Genomic DNA, 22,442 nt, shown 5'->3' on the forward strand with positions numbered 1-22,442 from the left:
ACTAATTTACTTTAATCAGTTTGACATCAAAAATAAGAACAGAGCCCGCTGGAATCGGTCCGCTACCATTGCCGTAACCCAAATGAGAAGGAATTAAAAGAACTCCGTTTCCACCTTCTTTAAAATAAGGAATCCCTTCTGTCCATCCTTTTATCACTTGGTTCAAACCAAATGAAATTCCTGCAGCATTGCTTTGATCAAAAACATTTCCATTCGTAAAATATCCTTTGTACGCCACTGTTACATTCGATGAAGCTGTTGGTTGAGCGCCAGTTCCCGCTTCATTAATAACATAATACAAACCTGAATCAGTTTTTGTGGCAGTCAATTTATTTTTGGCAATGTAATCCACGATTTCTTTTTCGTTTTGAACCGTGTAATCAACAGGTTTTGATGGTTCGTTATCCGATAAACAAGAAACAAATAATAAAGAAATTAGGGCTAATAAGGTAGATTTCATAATTTAATTTAAAGGTTAAGGCTGCAAATATAGCAATTCAAGTAAAACCTTTTATAAAAATCATTAATCACCAAAAACCTGAACATCATCTACTTGAAAAGCGCCATCCAAAGCCAGATTTTTCCCGGAACCAGTATATTTAAAAGCAATATTAATTTTACCTTTATACGAGGATAAATCTACGGCGCCACTTCCCACAAATTGATACCAAGGCGTGGCTTGTTTAGGCAAATTGACTACCAACGGAGTCCAAGTAGCAGTAGCAAAATTCAACCCGTCAAAATTTGTGGATACATAGACTTCCAGAGAATTTAAAGGGGAATCGACATCTAAATGATGCTGAGCACTTCTAAAAGTCAGGACTTCTTTCGTATGAACATCCATGTCAATTTTTGGTGAAATCAACCAAGCAACATTCGAAACAACTTTGGTTCCACTAATGGCAAACTCGGCATAACCGTTTCCGGAATACACCGTGCCTTTCCAGAAAAGTGTTCCTTTTTGAACCATATTTGCCCAACCTGGAAGACTCAAATTCGACTTGTCGACAACTTTTTCAAAATCTTGGGAGAAAAAAGGAACTGCGCGTGGTCCTGTCATCACCACATCTTTTTCGGAACGCGGCAATAATTGGTAATCACTTCCATATTTCGTCAAAATCCCTCTTACTTTTCCGCTTCCATCAGGAACAACTTTGGTAGCAAAATCAGAAAAACTACTCGTTCTAAAATACACTTGATTGCCTAATTTGTCAACCAATCCCCAATTCGTCGCGCCACCCACATTATTGGTTTCCTCAAAATAATGGCGCCCAACTGCCAAGGCTGAAAACTGAACATCGGACAATTCTACCAATGTATTCAAATTGGAATCATTCAGCAATTCCGACATGGTTAACGAGCGAACCAAAACCTCCTCTTTTACATTCGTACAAGACGCATTCAGTACATTTTTATACTCATTTTGCGAAAGCCGCCCTACTCCGCCTTCATTATAGGAATTCACAAAAATGCTTCCGATACGCATTCCACCAAACGAAATATCCGTGTATTGATCTTTCAACTTGATGTACACCTTATTGCCCAACCTGTAATCTATATAAAGGTTTGTAGCATCCACTGGAACGCTAAATCCTATGGCTGGCGTTGTGGCTGTTGCCAAAGTCTGAAAGGAAATCGACTTGAAAAAATTCCCTGATTCATCGCTGGAGACTACATACGCCTCGATGATATCATCGTATTTGTATTGTGTTACAATGGCATTAGCAACCGCATGAACTTCGCTAACTGATTTGTTTGTCACCAAATCCAGCTGTGTACAAACTAGTTTTGGAGCCACAACTTCATCTGTCACACAACTGCCAAATGTAATTGTCAACAGTAAAAATAGAACCGATTTGTAAAATGTTGATTTCATATGCTTTAATTTATAGATTGATATAAAGATTTACGAAATACGTTCTTCCGTATCCGTAGAAATATTTTGGTCCAAAAGAAGGCGTACCGCTGGAAACATCCTGATTAATTTGTCTGAAATTTGCGTTTCGGGCTTGTTCGTAACCACCCGTTTTATAGGTAACATCAAGCACGTTATTGATGCTGGCAAAAATCCCGAAATTCTTACCATAAATTCGCCATGATTTTCCACCCACGAGGTTGAGCAGCATCGTTGGATCAAATTTTTCTTGTTTTATAAGTGCCGCGGCGCGTTCTTCTGTTGCTTCTGGAAAATTAAAACCGCTTGCTGGATTTTTATAAAAAATTTCGGTTCTGGAAATGGGTGAAATATCAATATAACTGTTAGTGAGGTAATTTACATTGGCACTAATCCACCAATATTTTGGATCTCGATACTCAATTCCTACCGAATAGGCACGTTGTGGCATTCCCGATTGCTTGTAATTTTTGAGGGAAGCCGTTCCAAAATCAAAAACCGGACTGGTATTTTCTGGAGTTGCTTCGGCATCGTTTGTCAATGTCACCTGTGGATTACTGTCATACGTATATTCACCAAAAGCCGCTGAAAAAGTCGTTTTAAAAGTTTGGCTTAATTGGTATTCCAAACTAAATTCTGCACCCAAATTCTTCTTGTTCAATTGCGTTAATGTTTGGCTCACAAAAGCATCGGTGTTTAAATATCCTGCGCCATCATCAAAAATTCCTTCGGCATAAAAGAAGGAAATTTGAGTCGCATTTTTAATCAGGGAATAATAAGCCGTCAATCTGGCTTTCAGTTTTGGTGAACGGTAGACATAACTGGCGTCCAAACTGCTGATGTTCTCGCTTTCGAGTCCGTTTACAATTGCATTATTTAATCGGGAATTCGCAAAAGTATTTTTCAAAGAAGGCGCTTTGGTCAAATGCGCCGCATTGAAAGTGACTAACTGTTTGCCGGAAATTTTCAAATTGAATCCGGCTTTGAAGCCAAAGTTTTCAAACGCAACTTTTTCACTTTTACCGAAGGAATTGGTTTCGTAAATTCCATTTTTGTACAAACCTTCCCGTTGATAATCTGCTCTGGAAAAATTTTGTGCCAGATAGAAATCCACTTTGCTATACGTGAACTTAAATTGGGTAAATGCTTCTAATGTATTGGCAAAATAATTATAGTTGTATCCGTATGTATCACCAACGACTACTTGACGGTCTGGATTATTCAAATCAGATTGCGATTGATTCCCGCTGTAAAAAGCATCAATATCTTCAAAATAAGAACCGCCAAGCAAGTCCAACAATTTTTGTGAGTTATGCGATTTTAGTTTTTTGAAAGACGCTCCGGCATTCAAAAAAATATTTTCTGACAGCTGCGCACTCACATTTGTTGTGGCAACCGCCGTTTCATCTTCCACTTGATCTTCATATAAAACATACTTGCTTTTTGTGGGTTCGTAGCCCGTAATTGTTCCATTAGCATCCAAAATTGGATTTTGATTGGCTTGGTACAATGCCGCCCAATCAATTTGAGGATTTGCTAAAAATGCCACTTTGCTTTTCTCTGCATTTTCATAATCCGGAGTAAATGCTCCTGAAAATTCTCCGTTATCCGGTGCATAAAGCGAGCTGTAATAGCTGGGCATCTTTCTATAATAAGTTGGGTCCGGACTATTGGCGTTTTGATAATCGATGTTGCTGTTGGCAATTTTTCCAAATTGATACATCACACTAGAATTCAGATTGGTTTTATCACTAATTTTAAAATAATGATTCAGCATTATCGTGGGTTCTTCAATGGTTTTCATACGGGCATTTCTCTTTTCACCGTCTTGAAAACCCCAATACGAATTGTATTTTACGTTTGTCAGCTGCGTTACTTCAGCAGTATTTGGCGAATTTTTGGCTCTGGAATTCGGCGTGTACAGTGCCGTAAGATTCAACGAATGCTTCTCGCTTAACTTTTTTTCGAGGCTTATAAAAAAGGAATTCGCATCATAACTTGTCCCTTCGAAATACCCTTCTTGCGCCCAGCGCTTTCCTGCCGAAACTACAAAAGCCCAACCGCGGGAATTCATGCCGGAAGCATGGGTTGCCATGGTACGCCAACTGTAATTAGTATTTGTTGATGAAAAGGAGATTCGGGAACCGGGTCTGTAAATGGAAGCCCGTGTGTTAATTTCTTGTGTTCCTAAAATCCCGCCAAACGTATAATCTGAAGGCGCGGTTCCCAGCGTAAATTCCTGATTGCGGAGCGCGTCATTCAATCCGCCCCATTCTCCCCATTGCGGTCTTCCATCATAAATTTTATTCATGGAAACGCCATTAATCATCATCGTGGAATGTTCGCTGTCTAATCCGCGAACTCTAAAACGAGCTTGTCCCCAGTTGAACGCAGCGGCTTGCAGAAAAGCATCCCGGGAGGATTGGAGGAGTCCGGAAGTACTTTCGGAACTACTGTTGTCCTCGCCAAAATCGCTTTCTATAAGTGTGATGATACTGTTTTGTTGTTCTGAGGATTGATCTTCTTCTAAAGTTATGGTTCCCAAATCCAGCATTTGTCCTTCAGTAATTTCGACCGGATACAAGCCATCTTTAAAACCCTGACTGTGCACGAGAAGCAATATATTTCCTGTGGGAACGGAATCAAAACTGAAATTACCATCGTCTTTAGTGAGTTGCATTAAAGTCGTATTTTGAACACTGACGACGACAAAACCTAATGGATTTTGGGTTTTGGAATCCACGATTTTTCCAAAAAAACCCGTACTGTTTTGTGCAATACTACATCCAATATGAACCATAAAGAAGAACGCAACGTAAAATTTATTCATAAATTCAGATGATGAGGTTACAGTATAAAAGCGGGAATTACAATAATAAGTTCAACCGTTACAATGAATTGCAACGGTTGAACTAAAAACATTGAAAACGTCATCCGAAATGGGATAACGTTAAATAATTAAAAATGAATTTTGGAAAAAGTGGTATAAACCTTAAATAAGATACTGCTGATTAAGTGGTATTTTGCATGCAGAATCAAATTAAAATAATCTATGAAAGAATTATAATGTTAAATGTATAAAAAAAATACTAACATATTGATTTTCAGTGAAAATATTTTTATTGCATCCATTTTTGGGGGAAGTTCTTCGATAATCGGAACGAATTCAGTAGCCCCGATGGCAGCAAGTATCCCACGCTTTTGGGCGTTGATACTGCGAACAGCGGGAGAGTTTGTTTTTATGGAAACGAAATGTCGTGCTCCTAAAAATTTATAGTTATTCTATTGCTTTGATTCGGGACACCATTATGGCGATTAGAATCCCAAAAACGCCGATAAATGCGAATGAAAATCTGAGGCTCGACAGCTCCGCTATGTAACCTATAATTGGCGGACCCATAAGAAAACCCAGAAAACTGACGCTGGAAACGGTTGTCAACGCTACGCTGGGTGACACATTTGGTGTTTTTCCGGCCACACTGTAAACGGTAGGAACTATGGTGGAAACTCCCAAACCTACGAACATAAATGCGATGGTTGCGGGAATGACAAATGGGAAGAATACTGCTGTGAAAAGTCCGGCTGATATCATGATGCCACTGATTTGCAAGACGGTTTTTCGACCAAATTTACCAATCAGGCCGTCTCCTAAGAAACGTCCGCCGGCCATCATAATCATAAAAGAAGTGTACCCCAAAATCACTAACGGTCCTGGTGCTTTGATGACATCTTTGAAATAAACACCGCTCCAGTCGAACATGACGCCTTCGCTGGCCATGCAACAAAATCCGATTATTCCCAACCAAATCAAAGCACTGTCCGGTTTTGAGAATAATTTTTTCTTCTTGGGTTGGATCGTTTCTTTAGCTTTTATTAAAAATTTATAATTGAAAACCATCATCAAAAATACGATTCCGGCCACAATGAGAAAGTGAATGTAAGGCGTTAATTCAAAAGCCAACATTCCTAATCCTACTAATGCTCCCATGAATCCGGCAAAACTCCACATCCCGTGAAAGGAGGACATGATGGTTTTTTTGAACAGTACTTCGGTGTAAACGCCCTGTGTGTTCACGGCGATATTAGATAGATTTCCAAACATTCCAAATACGAATAATCCCAACGACAATTGCCAAGCCGCAACAGCCAAACCTAAATTTGTCATGCTAAAAACATATAATGAAAGGGCGAATATCAAGATTCTGTGGCTTCCAAAACGAGTGACCAATTTTCCAGAAAAAGGCATTACTACTAGTTGTCCTAATGGCAAAGCGAATAAAATACTTCCTAAATCGCCTTCGCTGAGGTTCAAAGTCGTTTTGATATCCGGGATTCGGCTGGCCCATGTGGCAAAACACAAACCCATCCCAAAGTAGAACATAGAAACTGCCCAACGAATTCGGTTTAAATAAGAAACCTTGGCTTCAGTGTATGTTTTCTTGAGTTTGGCTTTCGTTTTTGACCTTCCTAAAAAGTTTAAATCTATCAAAGTGATTTATTTTAGTATTTAAGGAGTCAAAATTACAAAAAGCAATCATTGGTTGTGTCAAAACAACACATTTAGGGAAAAATACAACGTTATTGTTTATAAAAAGTAATTAGTGCAAATTCGCTAATTTCTATACCTTTTTAAAAATTAGCAAATTCGCGGTAGATTTTATAGTCCTAACAATTGGTTTTTAAATAAAAAGGCCACTGATTCACTGATTTCATAATGGTTAAAATCTGTGAATCTGTGGCTAAATTTCTATTTTGACAAAGCATAGCTTTATTTATTTAAGGTGGTTACCGCGAATTTGCGGTAGATTTTATAGGTCAATTACTTTTTTCTGCGCGCTGCTTTGGATTGCCGCTTCAATAATTTGCATCACATGAACGCCATCTTGTGCTGTCACAGGCTCAGTTGCGTCATTAGTAATCGATTGATATACACCATCAAAAAAATCATAATAATTCCCTTGAAGTGTAGGAACAATTTCTTGAATAATTTCGCCATTAATTTCAGTATGCAATAACCCTCGTTTTTCGATGGATTCTGTTCCCCACGTTTCTAAATTTGGTTTATTTCCTAATTTCAATTCGTCCTCCTGAACATCACCCCGCGGTTTCAGGAACGAACCTTTCTTACCATGAATAACAAAGGCTGGAATCGCTTCCCGAACAAAAAATCCAGCTTTGAGTCGGACACGGAAATTGGAATAATACAGTAAAACATCAATGTAATCATCCACCAAAGAAAGTTCCCGTGTGATGCGAATATCCGCAAAAACGGATTGTGGCAAACCAAATAAACACAAGGCTTGATCTATTAAATGCGGTCCTAAATCCTTTAGAATTCCAGCACCGGAATTGACCGTTTCTTTGTGTTGTTTCGGACTTAAAATAGGATTGTAGCGGTCGAAATGGAATTCGGCTTCCACGATGTCACCCAATACTTTCTCCGAAATAATTTTTTGGACAGTTTTGAAATCGCTGTCCCACCTTCTGTTTTGGAAAACGGCCAATTTCAATCCTTTTTCTTTGGCGATAACCGCTAATTCCTGCGATTGGGCAACCGTTGTGGTAAAAGCTTTTTCGACAATAGCGTGTTTTCCGGCCAAAAGGACTTGTTTTGCATATTCATAATGCGTTTCCACCGGCGTATTTACGATAACTAAATCTACATCATCTTCCAACAACTCTTCCATGCTGGCATAACTTTTTACCGAAGGAAAATCTTGGTGGATTAATTTTTTACTTCGCTCCCAAGAACCAAGGAGTTCAAATCCGGGGTGAAAGTTTAAAAAAGGAGCATGAAATACTTTCCCGGACATGCCGTAGGAAAGCAAAGCTGTTTTTATTTTTTGCATGGTATTATTTTTCAAATTATTGGCGTGTGTTTTTTAAACATATAAGCCACATAAGTTTTTAAAAATTAAATAAGTAGTGAAGTTTTTGTCATTTATTTTCTTTCAAAAAAAGAGAATCATACTTGTTTTTTTAAACATATAAGTCATGTAAGTTTTTAAAAATTAAACAAGTAGTCAACTTTTTGTCATTTCTTTTCTTTCAAAAATAGAGACCGAAACCTATTTTTTTAACATATAAGTCATATAAGGTCATATAAGAATTGAAATATTTTTATATAGTTGTTTTATAATTTTTAAAAGTAAAACTTACATGACTTATATGTTTCAAAATTTAAACAAATAAGAAAACTTATATGACTTATATGTTTCAAAATCAAAATCTATTTTTTAGCTCTTTCGTATTGTTTTGGCCATTCAATTTCCGCATTTAAATCATGGGCAAATGTCAATCCAAGATTCGGATTTCTAAGGGATTCTCTGGCAAACAACACTAAATCAGCCTTTCCTGTAGCGACAATCTCCTCGGCTTGAGTGGCATCAGTAATTAAACCTACGGCGCCAGTCAGAATTCCAGTTTCATTTTTAATTTGGTCCGCAAAAGGAACTTGGTAATTTGGTCCCAAAGGAATTTGTTGATGTGACACTAATCCTCCCGAAGAAACATCGATTAAATCCACTCCTTTTTCTTTTAGTATTTTCGAAAGCTGTACAGATTCTTCGGCATTCCATCCGCCTTCTGCCCAGTCTGTAGCAGAAATTCTAACGAATAAAGGCAGGTTTTCCGGCCATTCTGATTGAACTGCATCCACGACTTCGAGTGTTAAACGGATTCGGTTTTCGAAACTTCCACCATATTCGTCGGTTCTAAAATTGGATAATGGCGAAAGAAACTGATGCAACAAATACCCGTGTGCGGCATGAATTTCCATTATCTGAAAACCTGCTTGAACCGCTCTTTTTGTAGCTGATTTAAAGTCGGAAATTACTTTTTGAATTCCAGCTTCGTCTAATGCAACAGGAGCGTTTTCAGTATGATGATACGCAACTGCACTTGGTGCCACTGTATCCCAACCGCCTTGTGTTGCATCTAGTTTTCGGCCTCCGTTCCAGGGTGATGCGGCACTTGCTTTTCTTCCGGCATGAGCCAATTGGATTCCGGGAACCGATTTCTGACTGATTATAAATTGATTAATCTGCTCCATTTTTTCAATTTGCTCGTCTTTCCAAAGTCCCAAATCCTCGGGAGAAATTCGGCCTTCGGGAGAAACTGAAGTCGCTTCCTGAATGATTAATCCTGCACCACCACTGGCACGACTTCCCAGATGTACGAGATGCCAATCATTGGCAAAGCCATCTTGTGCTGAATATTGGCACATTGGTGAAATAGCAATTCTATTTTTTAGCGTGATGCTTTTTATTGTGAGAGGAGAAAATAATTTTGAAGACATATCTTTATTTTAAAAGTGAAAGAAACAAGAAATACTCATTTCAAAAAAGTAAAGTTAAGATTCACAGACCAAAGTAAGAATTGAATTTCTATTAATTAACAAACTTTTAAAATGGTATGGAACAATTATTGTAAAATAAACAAATAGAAAACCTTACTTTTGTGAGTTATAAAATTAAATTAATAAGAGGATTAGATTGCTTCGTTCCTCGCAATGACAAATAAATGGACATAGTTATCAAGCTTTCTCAATTTTTATTGAGCTTATCATTACTGATTATACTTCACGAATTAGGACATTTCATTCCTGCAAAACTGTTTAAAACCAGAGTCGAAAAATTCTACTTATTTTTTGATGTTAAATATTCCCTTATCAAAAAGAAAATTGGCGAAACCGAATATGGTATTGGCTGGTTGCCTTTGGGCGGTTATGTGAAAATTTCCGGAATGATTGACGAAAGTATGGACAAAGAACAAATGGCTTTGCCTCCGCAACCATGGGAATTTCGTTCTAAACCGGCTTGGCAACGTTTGATTATTATGCTGGGTGGAGTTACGGTGAATTTTATTTTGGCGTTTATCATTTATATCGGAATGGCATTTGCTTATGGCGATACTTATATTGCTAATGAAGATTTAAAAGATGGCTTGCTAGTAGAAAACAAGGCGATGCAAAAAGTGGGTTTCCAAACTGGAGATCAGATAGTTTCTGTTGATGGTGAAAAAATTGTCAAATTTGATAATGATCTTACGATGAAAGTTATCATGGCAAAAGAAGTGCTTATTGTAAGAAATGGAGCAGAACAAGCCATCAAAATGCCAAATGATTTTGTGGATCAATTGTCACAACAAGAAAAAAGTGTGTTGCTGGATATAAGAATGCCATATGTAGTGGGAGCTGTTGCCCCTGACTCTAAAAATACTGCCTTGCAACCAAAAGACATTATAATAGCGCTTAACGGGCAACCAACAAAATATTTTGACCAAGCTAAAGCGGTTCTGGAAAGCAACAAAAACAAAACGATTGAGGCAACTATTTTAAGAGACGAGAAAGAAATAAAAGTCCCAGTTATGGTCACTAATGATGGAAAATTAGGAATTGGTATCGGTCGTTTAGGAATGGAATCGTTAGAAAAACTGGGCTATTACAAAGTAAGCAAACAGGAATTTGGTTTCTTAGAATCTATTCCGGTTGGGATTACAAGAGGAAAAGATCAATTAGTAGGATATGGAAAACAATTGAAAATGATTTTCAGTCCAAGTACTGGTGCATACAAACAAGTAGGTGGTTTTAAAGCAATATTTGACATTTTCCCTAAAACATGGAGCTGGGAAGTTTTCTGGAACATCACCGCTTTGTTATCGATAATGCTTGGTGTAATGAACTTATTGCCTATTCCGGCACTTGATGGTGGACACGTGATGTTTTTATTATATGAAATTATTAGCGGTAAAAAACCAAGTGACAAATTCCTAGAGAATGCGCAAATGGTTGGTTTCGTATTACTTATAACACTCTTACTATTTGCTAACGGAAATGACATTTACAAGGCAATTGTAGGGAAGTAAAAAAAATAAAAAAAAGTTCGATTTTTATTTGCACAAACCAAATGATAGCCTATCTTTGCACCGCTTTACAACTGAAACGCACATCATAATAAAGCAATTAAAAACGTTCATTCATACCAAAATAAAAATATACAGTTTCCTTCTTAGCTCAGTTGGTTAGAGCATCTGACTGTTAATCAGAGGGTCCTTGGTTCGAGCCCAAGAGAGGGAGCTTTTTAAAAAGACTTTACAGCAATGTAAGGTCTTTTTTGTTTTAAAGCGGTAGTGAAAGGGGGATTTCGTGGTGATTCAGTAGAGAAGAGAGAATTTTTGACTTCTGCCGACTTGCCAACTTATTTTGCAAAAAAAGGCAACATATTAGGCATCATCACTTTTTCTAAAAGGCATCACTTTTTTTATCGTAACCAATTGCATGTCTGACTAAAACAAAAAGTTATGACAACAGACAATTTCAAAATTCTATTTATTGAAGGAAAGAATAGAAAAAACAAGAAGAATCAATCTCCATTATTTTGCCGAATAACCCTAAATGGGAACAGAAAACAGCTTAGCACAGGTATTAATATTGACCAACGGTTACTTGGGATTTTTGATGATGGCGATCCACATAAAGTAATCAGTATCATTGAAAAAATAAGTGAGAATACAATGATCAGGTAAAGCAGATAAAGATAAAATATATTTTTAGGAAAGCAAAGAGTATGTTAGAAATAGCCTATAATTCATTGTTTTTAAGGTACTAGCGAATAACATAAAATATAATTGACGAAGAAACAAGACTTTATGTTAATAACTAAGTTTCCATACTATTGTAAAATCATATAGTTTTGCTAAAAAATAAACCTATAAGTTGATTTTATGAAAATAGTTCCTATATTTGCCCAAGAAAATAAGCAGGGATTATTTTCTATTCACCTTCCAGGAGAACCAGAAGATGAAGCAACTAAATGTATCGACCAATGGTTATTAGACCCTCAATATTTACACGATTTTTTCACTTTGCATCAAAACGATTTGAATAGTGGTTATTATGAAAAAACTATCAGCATTCAACAAGCAATTTCATACACAAGGGATGAAGCCTTATTTTTATTTGAAAGACTCAAAGAATTGGCAATTTCTGGAACAAAAAGTAATGACGAAACATTATCATTAGCTTTTAAACCTTTACGAGACGGTGACTATTCTCAAAAAGAACTTCAACAAGAAAAAGCCAAAACAAACAGCCAGAAGAAATGGTTACGTATATACGCCATTAGAATAGCACCCAATACATTCATAGTTACCGGAGGATCAATAAAGCTCGTAGGCACGATGAATGACAGACCACATTTACAAAAAGAATTACTAAAATTGAATGACGTTAGAAATTATCTAAAAGAAGAAGGGATTCTAGACCAAGATGATTTTGAAACGTTTGAAATTTAAAGCCATGACACAAAACGAAAGATTAGAAAAATTTGGAAAATTAGTAAGTAACGACCCTTCTAATTTTCTTGCAAAGTTGGGCCATTATAAAACCAACAAAAAAAGATTAGATCAATCAGCAAAAGTAGCAGTTAATGTTCTTGAAGCATTAAAAGACAAAGGTTGGTCACAAAAAGATTTAGCAGAAAAAATGAACGTTTCTGCACAGCATGTAAATAAAATTGTCAAAGGCCAAGAAAACATGACTTTTGAAACGGTTGATAAGTTAGAAACCGCATTAGGAATTGTCTTGATGGAAATTATTGATTACAAGCCAGTAAATGAAATTGAAATTAAAGCAGAAAATATAAAAGCAATTCAAGAAAGTTGGTCGGAAGATTTGGATTCAACTGGCAATTCGTATTTTAAACCATTGAGTAATTTTAAGAAAAAAGAAGGTTCAAATATGAAAGTTGTTTATAACATATTAAATCAAACAACTTTTCAACCTTTAGAAAAGGCAATGTAATGGAAGATAATAATAAAATTAGTTTCAGCTTGATTCAGATAAAAACTGAGCAGTTTGCTTTATTTCCAGAAAATCATTCTGAAAAAGGTAAAATTAAACTGAATACCAACTTAACTTTTGGCTTAAATTCGGATGACAAAAGATTTTCAGTTACAACGAAATTTACTTTTGAAATGAAGAGAAAACCATTTATGAGTATTCAGGTAAGTTGTTTTTTTCAGATTGATAATTCCGCATGGGAAAGTTTCGCCAAGGAAGGTAAAATGATTTTTCCGAAAAATTTTGTAGCTCATATGGCAATGCTTACAATTGGCACAACTAGAGGAGTTTTACACTCTAAAACAGAAGACACACCCTTTAATCAGTATATTTTACCCACAACGAATGTTGCAGAAATAATTGATGAAGATGTGGTTTTTGATTAAAACAAAAAGATATAGCCATAGGACTCGGTAACTAACAAGGTAATACAACATAAGATCTTGGTCATACTGCTATTCACACTCCTTGGTTCGAGCCCATAGGGTTGTTTTTAAAAAGACTTTACAGCAATGTAAGGTCTTTTTTGTTTTAAAGCGGTAGTGAAAGTAATATAATTGGTAGGAAGTCATTAAACCAACTTTGCACATTCACGGTTACAAGAAATAAAAAAGAGGATTCAAAACAGTACGTTTTGAATCCTCTTTTTTATTTCTTTCAGACTACTTAAGATAACTAAGGAATCAATCGGTCCGCGCGAAGCTGTTCAAACAAATCGTAAAATGAATCTTCCGTTCTTTGGAAAACAGGGAAACCAAGTTTACGACTTTTAGACATATCCGTCATCACTTCTATCGGGCGTCCCAAGTCAAGATCCGTATGCCACGGAGAAGCCAACTTGTTTAAATCAGACTCTTCAAGAGCATATTGAACAGCGATGTTTTTCCAAACCGGAGCTTCATTTTTCATTTGTTCTTCAAGAGTATGAATCGTACCATCAAAACCTATTGCTTCAATTCCAAACGATTCCGCTAATTTTTTCCAAAGCCATTTCCAACGAAAAAAATCTCCATTGACCACATTGAATGCCTCGTTGCGAGCCGCCTCAGTAGTCGAAGCCCATATTAAATGTTCTGCCAATACTCTGGCATCTGTAACATCCGAAAGTCCATTCCATTGTGCTGATGAGCCTGGCCACTGAAATGGTTTTCCTGTTTCTTTACAAATGCTGGCGAATACTGCGAGCGTTGTGCCAAGATTCATTAAGTTTCCTACCGCTTTTCCTATAATCGTATGCGGTCGGTGGATGCTCCATGTAAAACCATCTCGCGCTGCAGCGGCATAAACCTCATCTTCTTGCGCATAGTAGAAATTCTCCAAATCAAGACGGGTTTGCTCTTCCCTAAGCGGTGTTTCCGGCAGAAATCCTTCTTTGGCGTAAGCCTCAAACGGTCCAAGATAATGTTTCAATCCCGTAACAAGCGCTACGTGTTGCACTGATTTTTTAGGAGATAATGCCTCGAGAAGATTTCTAATCATCAAGCTATTTACCCGAATATTTTCGGCTTCAGTATCTTGACGCATCCAAGTTGTAATGTAAATGTGTGTGGGAGAAATGTTTTTTAAAGCTGCTTTTAAATTCTCCAAATCCAAAAGATCTGCAGCAACAGGCTGAAGGTTTTCAATATCTTTTCGTGGGTTTCTAGCTAAACCATAAGTAGTCCAGCCTTTAGCAATAAGTTTTCCTGCGAGATTGCTACCCGTTATTCCGGTCGCTCCAACTACTAACGCTATATTTTCCATGTTTCTGTTTTAAATTTTATGAAATACAAAATTCGAGAATATTACATGGGTTATAAAGGACATAGGTCACAGATAATTTGTGATCTATATCACGTTAATGTGACAAACGGCTCAATGTTTCTCTTGAAATACCAAGATAGGATGCTATCAAAGTTTTAGGAATGCGGTGAATCAAATCCGGATATAATTGGATAAATTGCGTGTATCTTTCCTCTGAATTCTTGCTCATCAGCGATAAAATTCGGTTTTGAAGAGCAATATTTCCGGCCGTCATTTTTTGCAAAAAGAAGAATTCCATTATGTGTAATTTGGCACACAATTTTTCCCTGTTTTCAAGAGTGATATAATAGGTTTGTGCATCTTCTATGCAGTCAATATTAAGCGTAGCATTCTTTTCATTATAAAAACCTTGATTGTCAGTAATCCACCAGTCTTTCATAGCGAATTGCAGAATATGGCTCTTACCCGATTTATCTATATAGAAAGATTTCAACAATCCTTTTACAACAAAATGAACATAAGGAACCGGATTTTCCTGCTGAACAATATATTGATGTTTTTTATAGTTACCAACCGAAAAGTGAGACAGTACCAATTGAAATTCATCATCTGTTAATGGTACAATTTTCTCAATTTGCTGTCTTAAAATTTCTTCCATAGTTCCTTTGCTTAATGCCTGGATAAAAATACAATTAAAAAAGAACGATTAAAAAACCTTTTCAATCGCAGACATAAATAATAGAAAATTCTAGTACAATTTTTGATTAAATTGAAAACAAAATTCTCGGTTATTTTATTTTAATAAAAATGCGAATCTTGGCTATTCAGGAGAATCCATTTTTTATCGCTATTTAATTTAAAGGTGCCAATATGTTCTTTATTCCATTCGTTCGGACCTATCAACGAAAGAAAGTTTACGCCTTCAGCATCTCTGTACAAATGATAGATTTCGCCAATAACGGGTTCAAATGAAAATTTAGCGCTGTATACTAATTCGTTCCATTCATATTCTTGCATCAACTTTTCATATTGAAGCTTGAGTTCATTGAATTTATTCCCTAGCTCTTTATTCACATTGTCAATTCCTCTGCTTTTCCAAGAAACCACATCGTCGACTCTAATTACAGGCGCTCCAACTCCAGTTGCGTAAGGCAAAACATTGGCATTATATCCCGCTTCAACTGTGTATACAACATTATCTGGTTTTTTATTTTCCATTTACTTTTTCTTTAATTTTAAGATAATTAATTAACCAGAAGTAATTAATACCGACTGGTTTCATGTATGATTTTTTCAAAACGAATTCAAAATATTTATTCGTTCAAAAGTATTCTTTGATTCCCAAATTTTACTCAAAACAAAAGACGATTCCGAAATTTTAAAAAAAAGAATATTTTGTTTAAATATTTTGACGCAAAGTTAAACAATAAATACAAAGCACCAACATAATTCAGCTATGAGAGGCAATAATTAATGTGGTATTTAAATCATATTGGAATAACCAAAAAATAATTTTTCAATGTGTCGAAATAACACATTTATTTTTTACATTTGGAAACTATAAAATGTTATTACACTGATAAATAAACCATCATGAAATCAAAAATCTTCCTCCTCCCGTCTTTATTGTTACTAGCTGTATCTTTGAAGGCGCAATCCAAATGGACCGAAACCACTAAAGACTCTCATACTATTATCCAAAATAAAGGAAGTCAAACATTAGGCTATTCGCCAAAATCAGGAATTAAAATCATCCAAGTAGACGGTTTGGCTTTTAAAGACCTCAACAAAAACGGCAAGTTAGATATTTATGAAGATTGGAGAAAACCGGTAGCGGAACGTGCCAAAGATCTTGCCTCTAAAATGACAGTCGAGCAAATGGCCGGATTAATGTTGTACAGCAGGCACCAAGCTATTCCAGCTCAAGAAGCAGGAATGTTTACGGGAACTTACAACGGAAAACCATTTTCAAAAAGTGGTGCAAAGTCATCTGATTTGTCTGACCAGCAAATTGGATTTTTAACCAAAGATAATTTACGTCATGTGTTGATGACTTCTATTGAAAGTCCAACTGTTGCTGCCACTTGGAACAACAATATACAAGCTTTAGTAGAAGGCATTGGAATGGGAATTCCGTCTAACAACAGTTCTGACCCAAGAAACGGAGCCAATAAAGATGCTGAATACAATGCCGGCTCTGGTGGCGCTATCTCACAATGGCCAGAAGAACTAGGATTAGCCGCTACTTTTGATGCCGCTATCACGGAACAATTTGGTGCTATTGCAGCCAAAGAATACAGAGCTATGGGAATCACCACAGCGCTATCTCCACAAATTGATTTAGCGACAGAGCCAAGATGGAATCGTTTTGTGGGTACCTTTGGCGAAGACCCAAAACTGGCAACTGATATGGCAAGAGCTTATGTAGACGGGTTTCAAACATCTCCAAAATCGATTAATGCTTATGAAGGATGGGGAAATCAAAGTGTCAATGCAATGATTAAACACTGGCCAAGTGGTGGTCCGGAAGAAGGAGGTCGTGATGGACATTTTGCTTATGGTAAATTTGCAGTATATCCGGGAAATAATTTCGAAACCCATCTGAAACCCTTTACCGAAGGCGCTTTTCAATTAAAAGGTGCTACTAAAAAAGCCTCTGCAGTGATGCCGTACTACACGATTTCGTACGGTCAGGATAAAAAATACGGGGAGAATGTAGGTAACGGATTTAGTAAATACATTATTACAGATTTGTTAAGAGACCAGTACGGGTATGATGGAGTGGTTTGTACCGATTGGTTAATTACTGCAGATGAAGGCGCTAAACCAGATATCTTTTCAGGAAAATCTTGGGGTGTTGAAAAATTAAGTGTAGCCGAAAGACATTATAAAGTCCTAATGGCTGGAGTCGATCAATTTGGTGGAAATAACGACATTAATCCAGTACTTGAAGCATATCAAATGGGAATAAAAGAACACGATGAACCATTTATGCGCAAGCGTTTTGAGCAATCAGCAGTTCGTTTACTTTTGAATATTTTCCGAGTGGGATTATTCGAAAATGCCTATTTAGATCCTAATGAAACCAAAGCTATTGTGGGAAAACCTGAGTTTATGAAAGCTGGATACGATGCGCAATTGAAGTCGGTTGTAATGATTAAAAACCAAAATAAAACATTGCCAATAGCAAAAGGAAAGACGGTTTATATTCCAAAGAGAGTTACTCCAGCAGGAATCAACTTTTTTGGACAGCCATCACCTGAAAAAATAGAATATCCGGTTAATTTAGAATTGATTAAAAAATATTACACCGTAACGGAAGATCCTGCTAAAGCGGATTTTGCGATTGTATTTATCAAAAGCCCAATAAGCGGCGGATACAGCAGAGCCGACAGAGAAGCCGGCGGAAATGGATATGTGCCAATCAGTTTACAATTAAAAGAGTATACCGCAGTTGATGCCAGAGCATTAAGTATTGCTGCCGGAGATCCTGTAATTGACCCGACGATTACCAACCGTTCGTATCTCAATAAAACGTCAAAATCAAATTCATATCCGGATTTAAATACTATTCTGGAAACGAAAAAAGCTATGAATGGAAAGCCGGTTTTAGTTACTGTGAATATTTCTAATCCAATGGTTTTTGGAGAATTTGAAAAAGAAGTAGATGCTATCGTGGGAGAATTTGGCGTACAAGTAGAAGCTTTGTTGGATATTGTTTCCGGTAAAACAGAACCTTCCGGATTGTTGCCTTTACAAATGCCATTGAATATGACAACCGTTGAAAAACAACTGGAAGATGTTCCTCACGACATGATTCCATACAAAGATGCTGCTGGAAATGTGTATGATTTTGGTTTTGGATTAAACTGGAAAGGGATAATCAAAGACGCCAGAACTACAAAGTACAGCGTTAAGAAATAAGTAAATTACATTAAAACCACCTAGATTTTTAGGTGGTTTTTTTATGCCCCATTCCAAATTTTGACTTGAAATCTGATAATCAAAACAGAACTCAAATCGCATTGTTTTGTTAATTATACGCAAAATTATATACTGAATTGAATATTTAAATCCTCTTTTACTACCTTTAAAAAAGATTTATGTCTTACAAAGACTCAAAAACCTAACTCATGAAAAAAATCAAATTAGTTTCACTTTCAATTATATCTTTTCTTTCTTTCAGTTGTGATGCGCAGGTAAAATCCAATGACATTCCTATTAAAGATGAGGTAAAAAACTACACGCTCGAAACCGTAGCCTCCGATATTGCTATCCCTTGGGGTATGACTTGGTTGCCAGACGGCAGCATGTTAGTTACCGAAAAAAGTGGTGTTTTATATCATGTCAAAAACGGAACAAAAACTGAAATCAAAAATGTTCCTAAAGTATATTCTCGTGGACAAGGCGGATTGTTAGATATCGTTCTACATCCTGATTATGCTAAAAATGGTTGGATTTATATGACCTATGCTTCAGATGAAGGTGAAGGAACTGGTGGCAACACTAAACTCATTAGAGCAAAATTATTGGACGGAAGTCTCATACAAATTGAATCACTTTACAAAGCGACTCCGAATACTACTAAAGGACAGCATTTTGGTTCCCGAATTGTATTTGACAACGACGGCTATTTGTATTTTTCTGTTGGTGAACGTGGGGAACATTTTGTAAATCCCCAAGACATAAAACGCGATGGCGGAAAAATATACCGATTAAATGATGATGGAGCAATTCCTAAAGACAATCCTTTTGTAGGTCAGACCGGAGCCAAAGAAGCTATTTATACCTACGGAAATCGCAATCCGCAAGGAATGGCCAAAAATCCAGTAACAGGGGAAATTTGGGCACATGAACACGGCCCTCAAGGTGGAGATGAAATCAATATTATCAAAAAAGGAGCTAATTATGGATGGCCAGTAGTTACCTATGGAATCGATTATGACGGAACAACCATCAGCAAACAAAACGAAAAACCAGGCATTGAAAGACCTATTTATTATTGGTTGCCGTCCATCGCTCCAAGCGGAATGACTTTTGTAACCAGCGATAAATATCCAGACTGGAAAGGACATTTATTGGTTGGTTCTTTAAAATTCCAATACCTTGAATTGCTAAAATTGAAAGGCAATGAAGTTATAGGCAGACAGAAAATTGCAACTGATATTGGTCGTGTGCGTAATGTGGTGCAAGGCCCGGATGGCTATATTTATATGGGCGTGGAAGGAAAAGGAATCGTAAAAATTATACCGAATTAAATGATGTTGACAACGAAATTATTTTTGGGATTTGGAGTGTTTATATTGGGAAGCTTCTCTTTCGAAAACCCATTTCCCCAAGAAAACTATATTGAATTGAATACAGAAACCGCAGTTGTTTCAAAATTTCAGTCACCCGGAAAAGAAATTTATGCTGATTTTTGCATGCAATGTCATGGTGCAAATGGCACAGGAGACACTAAGAACTTCCCACCTCTTGACGGTTCGGACTGGTTAAAGACTAAGAGAAATGAAAGCATCGCTGCGGCGAAATTTGGACAAAGTGGCGAAATTGTTGTCAATAAAATAAAGTACAATAGCAGCATGCCGGCAATGGGACTTACAGATCAGGAAGTGGCTGATGTAATGAATTACATCATGACTTCTTGGAGCAATAAACAAACGAAAGTCGTTACCGAGAAAGAAGTCGCTGCCATAAAAAAATAAAATTCAGGCTTAGGATTTCTATCTAAAAAACATACGCTACCGAAAAACCACCATAAAAATTGACGGGATTTCCCGGATAAAAATAACGTGGAGCGGCAGTTCCAAAACCAACTGCGTTAGGCAAAATATTAGCTGCGTATTTATTGTCCAAAACATTATTGATTCCAGCATTCAGCTCTGTTTTTAGGATTTTAAGAATCGTAAAAACATACGTCGTTTTAATATCTAGCAACGAATACCGTTCACTGTATTTTGTATTGGAATCGTTTAGCGGAATTTTACTCATCGTCCGGAAAGAAGTATTCACGCTAAATCCTTTTTTGGTGTTTACATCCACTCCAAAATTAAATTGCTTTTCGGGAACGCCAGTCAATTGGTTTCCCGAATAATTAGCATTACCATCCAAGAATTCTTTGAATTTAAAATTATTCACTGCTGCTGATAAATAAGGTGTGATTTGAAATTGGGTCAGTTCCAAAAGTTTGTAATTAACCAAGAATTCCAATCCCGTATGCGAGCTACTGCCTGCATTAATCCCTACAAACTGGTCATCGGCGGTGCGTCGTGCCACCAATAAATTTTTAATTTGTGTGGTATAAAAAGTTACTTCGGTGTATACTTTATTTTTAAGCCAGTTCCCTTTGAAACCTAATTCATAATTCCAACCTATTTCTGGTTTCAAATTGGTGTTTATTTGACCTTCGGGAGTCAATGTTTCTGCAACTGATGGAACCGAAAATCCTTTACTGATTGATGTAAATATGTTTTTCCCTTTGCTTATTTTATATGACAAACCAACTCTTGGCGACCAAACATTTCCAAAAGTAAAAGGCATTTTTTGACTGCCGGAATTATTTTCAAAAACATCTTCTAACGAATACTTGGTTGTGTTTAATGCCATACCAGTTTCCAGATGCAGCTTTTCTGAAATCCAAAGTTCCATCTGTAAAAAGTAATTGCTGTAATTTCTATTTTGTTTGATTGCGCTGAATTCGTCACCTTGAATACTTCCCTGACCAGGTTGCGATTGGTACAAATTTTCAAAAAGGGAATACTCGTATTTTTCTGTCAATAGTTCGGTGCCAAAACTTAGTTCAAACGGCAAAGAAAACAATCGGTCTTTATAATTCACATTAGAACGAAAACCCGCCGAACTTATGTTTTCATCCAAAATATCAAACGGTCTGGGTTCGTAAGCGTCTTTAAAATTAGAAAAAACACTGGTTTGCAAAGACCATTTTTTAGAAAATTGATGATCGTATCCTAATCCGAACATGAATTTATCATACGACTCAAAACCTTGTGCGGCTGCCCAAGTAGCAGCTGCCTTCTCCGGATTATTTTTTAAATCCGTCTCATTGATAGAACTCGGAATAAAAGCTTTCAATCGGGTGAATGTTCCTAAAAATGACAAACTTCCGTTGGAACTAATTTTTTGTTTGCCATGCAGGTTAAATGATTTTCTGTTGTAGGAACTATTGGCTCTAAATCCGTCACTTTGTAAATCCGTGTAACTTGTGAATACATTCGTTTTGGAATCGCTGTATCCTGCCGAAAGTCGGTTTTGCAACAAACCAAAACTCCCAAAAGTGACTGTTGACTTCCCAAAAGATTCAAATAATGGAGTTTCTCTTGAAAACAGCTGAATCACACCACCCAAACCGGATCCAAAACTTGTGGAATTTGGTCCTTTTATGATTTCAATTTTTTCAATTGCTGCCAAATCAATGTCATCAATCGTAGTTTCGCCTTCACCAGAAGTTAGCGGAATCCCGTCAAAATAGGCTTTTATCTTATTGGTTCCGTATTGAGAGCGGGCGCCAATGCCACGAATTGTAATCCTGTTGGTGTTCAAAGCGCCTTGTTGCATCGTAACGCCAGGAATTTTATTTAAAACCGGAGTCAATATAATTCCGTCACTTTTATTAATGTCGGCAGTAGTAATCACTGAAACGGATGCCGCAACATTTTGCAGTGCATTTTTGATCGGAGAACCTTTCAACGTGACTTCTGAAAGTGCAATAGTGTCTTTTTTTGCTTGTCCAAAAACAGCAGTCGCACAACATAAAAAAAGAAGAAAAGTAACGGGATTTTTGAACAATTGTTTTGAGTATTTGAATGAGTAAAAACGTTTATAAAGTTAGCCTTTTCTTTTTATTTCCAAAAGCTATTCTGAAATTGTGATTAAAGCAAACTCTTTTTTAAATTATAACGACGAACTGACAATTAACTGAAATAGATTTCGTTTGAGTATTAAATT

General features: G+C 36.7%; 18 protein-coding genes and 1 tRNA gene. 9 read left to right on the forward strand and 10 right to left on the reverse strand.

What is annotated here, in order from left to right:
* Window position 1 precedes the first annotated feature (1 nt).
* The 6 genes from IWX80_RS05290 to IWX80_RS05315 all read right to left on the reverse strand — a co-directional run bounded on the left by IWX80_RS05290 (window position 2) and on the right by IWX80_RS05315 (window position 9,191).
* Window positions 2-460 (reverse strand): FKBP-type peptidyl-prolyl cis-trans isomerase, encoded by a 459-nt coding sequence (locus tag IWX80_RS05290; RefSeq protein ID WP_196852456.1) that lies wholly within the window; start codon window positions 458-460, stop codon window positions 2-4.
* Window positions 461-523: 63 nt separating this feature from the next.
* On the reverse strand, window positions 524-1,876 hold the full coding sequence (locus tag IWX80_RS05295; RefSeq protein ID WP_196852457.1) for a DUF5689 domain-containing protein: 1,353 nt from the start codon (window positions 1,874-1,876) through the stop codon (window positions 524-526).
* A gap of 10 nt (window positions 1,877-1,886) precedes the next feature.
* Window positions 1,887-4,724, reverse strand: coding sequence for a carboxypeptidase-like regulatory domain-containing protein (locus IWX80_RS05300; protein WP_196852458.1), 2,838 nt, complete (start codon window positions 4,722-4,724; stop codon window positions 1,887-1,889).
* 447 nt (window positions 4,725-5,171) lie between these two features.
* Window positions 5,172-6,383, reverse strand: a complete 1,212-nt coding sequence (locus tag IWX80_RS05305) for an MFS transporter (RefSeq protein ID WP_196852459.1) — start codon at window positions 6,381-6,383, stop codon at window positions 5,172-5,174.
* A 319-nt stretch (window positions 6,384-6,702) separates the two neighbouring features.
* Window positions 6,703-7,743, reverse strand: coding sequence for a Gfo/Idh/MocA family oxidoreductase (locus IWX80_RS05310; RefSeq protein WP_196852460.1), 1,041 nt, complete (start codon window positions 7,741-7,743; stop codon window positions 6,703-6,705).
* Window positions 7,744-8,123: 380 nt separating this feature from the next.
* Window positions 8,124-9,191: an NADH:flavin oxidoreductase/NADH oxidase gene (locus IWX80_RS05315; protein ID WP_196852461.1), complete on the reverse strand. Its 1,068-nt coding sequence runs from the start codon at window positions 9,189-9,191 to the stop codon at window positions 8,124-8,126.
* A 224-nt stretch (window positions 9,192-9,415) separates the two neighbouring features.
* Here IWX80_RS05315 and rseP point away from each other — a divergent pair, with 224 nt between their 5' ends.
* From rseP to IWX80_RS05345, 6 genes are all read left to right on the forward strand, one after another.
* Complete coding sequence (gene rseP / locus IWX80_RS05320) at window positions 9,416-10,759, forward strand: RIP metalloprotease RseP (RefSeq protein WP_196852462.1); 1,344 nt, start codon at window positions 9,416-9,418, stop codon at window positions 10,757-10,759.
* Between the two features lie 137 nt (window positions 10,760-10,896).
* Window positions 10,897-10,970 (forward strand) — tRNA-Asn (locus IWX80_RS05325).
* Between the two features lie 224 nt (window positions 10,971-11,194).
* Window positions 11,195-11,419 carry a hypothetical protein gene (locus IWX80_RS05330; protein ID WP_196852463.1) on the forward strand — a complete coding sequence of 75 codons (225 nt, stop codon included), beginning with the start codon at window positions 11,195-11,197 and terminating at the stop codon, window positions 11,417-11,419.
* A 198-nt stretch (window positions 11,420-11,617) separates the two neighbouring features.
* A complete protein-coding gene (locus tag IWX80_RS05335) occupies window positions 11,618-12,187 on the forward strand; it encodes a hypothetical protein (RefSeq protein WP_196852464.1) in 570 nt (189 codons plus the stop codon).
* 4 nt (window positions 12,188-12,191) lie between these two features.
* The gene (locus IWX80_RS05340) at window positions 12,192-12,695 is read left to right on the forward strand and encodes a helix-turn-helix transcriptional regulator (RefSeq protein ID WP_196852465.1); all 504 of its coding nucleotides are present in this window, start codon (window positions 12,192-12,194) and stop codon (window positions 12,693-12,695) included.
* The gene (locus IWX80_RS05345; protein ID WP_196852466.1) at window positions 12,695-13,120 is read left to right on the forward strand and encodes a hypothetical protein; all 426 of its coding nucleotides are present in this window, start codon (window positions 12,695-12,697) and stop codon (window positions 13,118-13,120) included. Before IWX80_RS05340 ends, IWX80_RS05345 begins: the two co-directional genes overlap by 1 nt.
* 289 nt (window positions 13,121-13,409) lie before the next feature.
* Here the strand turns inward: IWX80_RS05345 and IWX80_RS05350 are convergent, their stop codons facing one another.
* The 3 genes from IWX80_RS05350 to IWX80_RS05360 all read right to left on the reverse strand — a co-directional run bounded on the left by IWX80_RS05350 (window position 13,410) and on the right by IWX80_RS05360 (window position 15,695).
* Window positions 13,410-14,477 carry an SDR family oxidoreductase gene (locus IWX80_RS05350; RefSeq protein ID WP_196852467.1) on the reverse strand — a complete coding sequence of 356 codons (1,068 nt, stop codon included), beginning with the start codon at window positions 14,475-14,477 and terminating at the stop codon, window positions 13,410-13,412.
* Between the two features lie 94 nt (window positions 14,478-14,571).
* The gene (locus tag IWX80_RS05355) at window positions 14,572-15,135 is read right to left on the reverse strand and encodes a Crp/Fnr family transcriptional regulator (RefSeq protein WP_196852468.1); all 564 of its coding nucleotides are present in this window, start codon (window positions 15,133-15,135) and stop codon (window positions 14,572-14,574) included.
* Between the two features lie 140 nt (window positions 15,136-15,275).
* The gene (locus IWX80_RS05360) at window positions 15,276-15,695 is read right to left on the reverse strand and encodes a DUF2452 domain-containing protein (protein WP_196852469.1); all 420 of its coding nucleotides are present in this window, start codon (window positions 15,693-15,695) and stop codon (window positions 15,276-15,278) included.
* A gap of 375 nt (window positions 15,696-16,070) precedes the next feature.
* On the opposite strand from IWX80_RS05360, the gene IWX80_RS05365 reads away from it, so the two are divergent.
* From IWX80_RS05365 to IWX80_RS05375, 3 genes are all read left to right on the forward strand, one after another.
* Window positions 16,071-18,401, forward strand: coding sequence for a glycoside hydrolase family 3 N-terminal domain-containing protein (locus IWX80_RS05365; protein WP_196852470.1), 2,331 nt, complete (start codon window positions 16,071-16,073; stop codon window positions 18,399-18,401).
* Window positions 18,402-18,610: 209 nt separating this feature from the next.
* Window positions 18,611-19,735, forward strand: coding sequence for a PQQ-dependent sugar dehydrogenase (locus IWX80_RS05370; protein WP_196852471.1), 1,125 nt, complete (start codon window positions 18,611-18,613; stop codon window positions 19,733-19,735).
* Window positions 19,736-20,182, forward strand: coding sequence for a c-type cytochrome (locus IWX80_RS05375; protein WP_334682219.1), 447 nt, complete (start codon window positions 19,736-19,738; stop codon window positions 20,180-20,182).
* Window positions 20,183-20,204: 22 nt separating this feature from the next.
* Here IWX80_RS05375 and IWX80_RS05380 read toward each other — a convergent pair whose 3' ends face one another.
* Complete coding sequence (locus tag IWX80_RS05380) at window positions 20,205-22,283, reverse strand: TonB-dependent receptor family protein (RefSeq protein ID WP_196852472.1); 2,079 nt, start codon at window positions 22,281-22,283, stop codon at window positions 20,205-20,207.
* Between the last annotated feature and the right edge of the window lie 159 nt (window positions 22,284-22,442).

This window comes from Flavobacterium sp. CAN_S2, from assembly GCF_015752255.1.
GTDB lineage: Bacteria > Bacteroidota > Bacteroidia > Flavobacteriales > Flavobacteriaceae > Flavobacterium.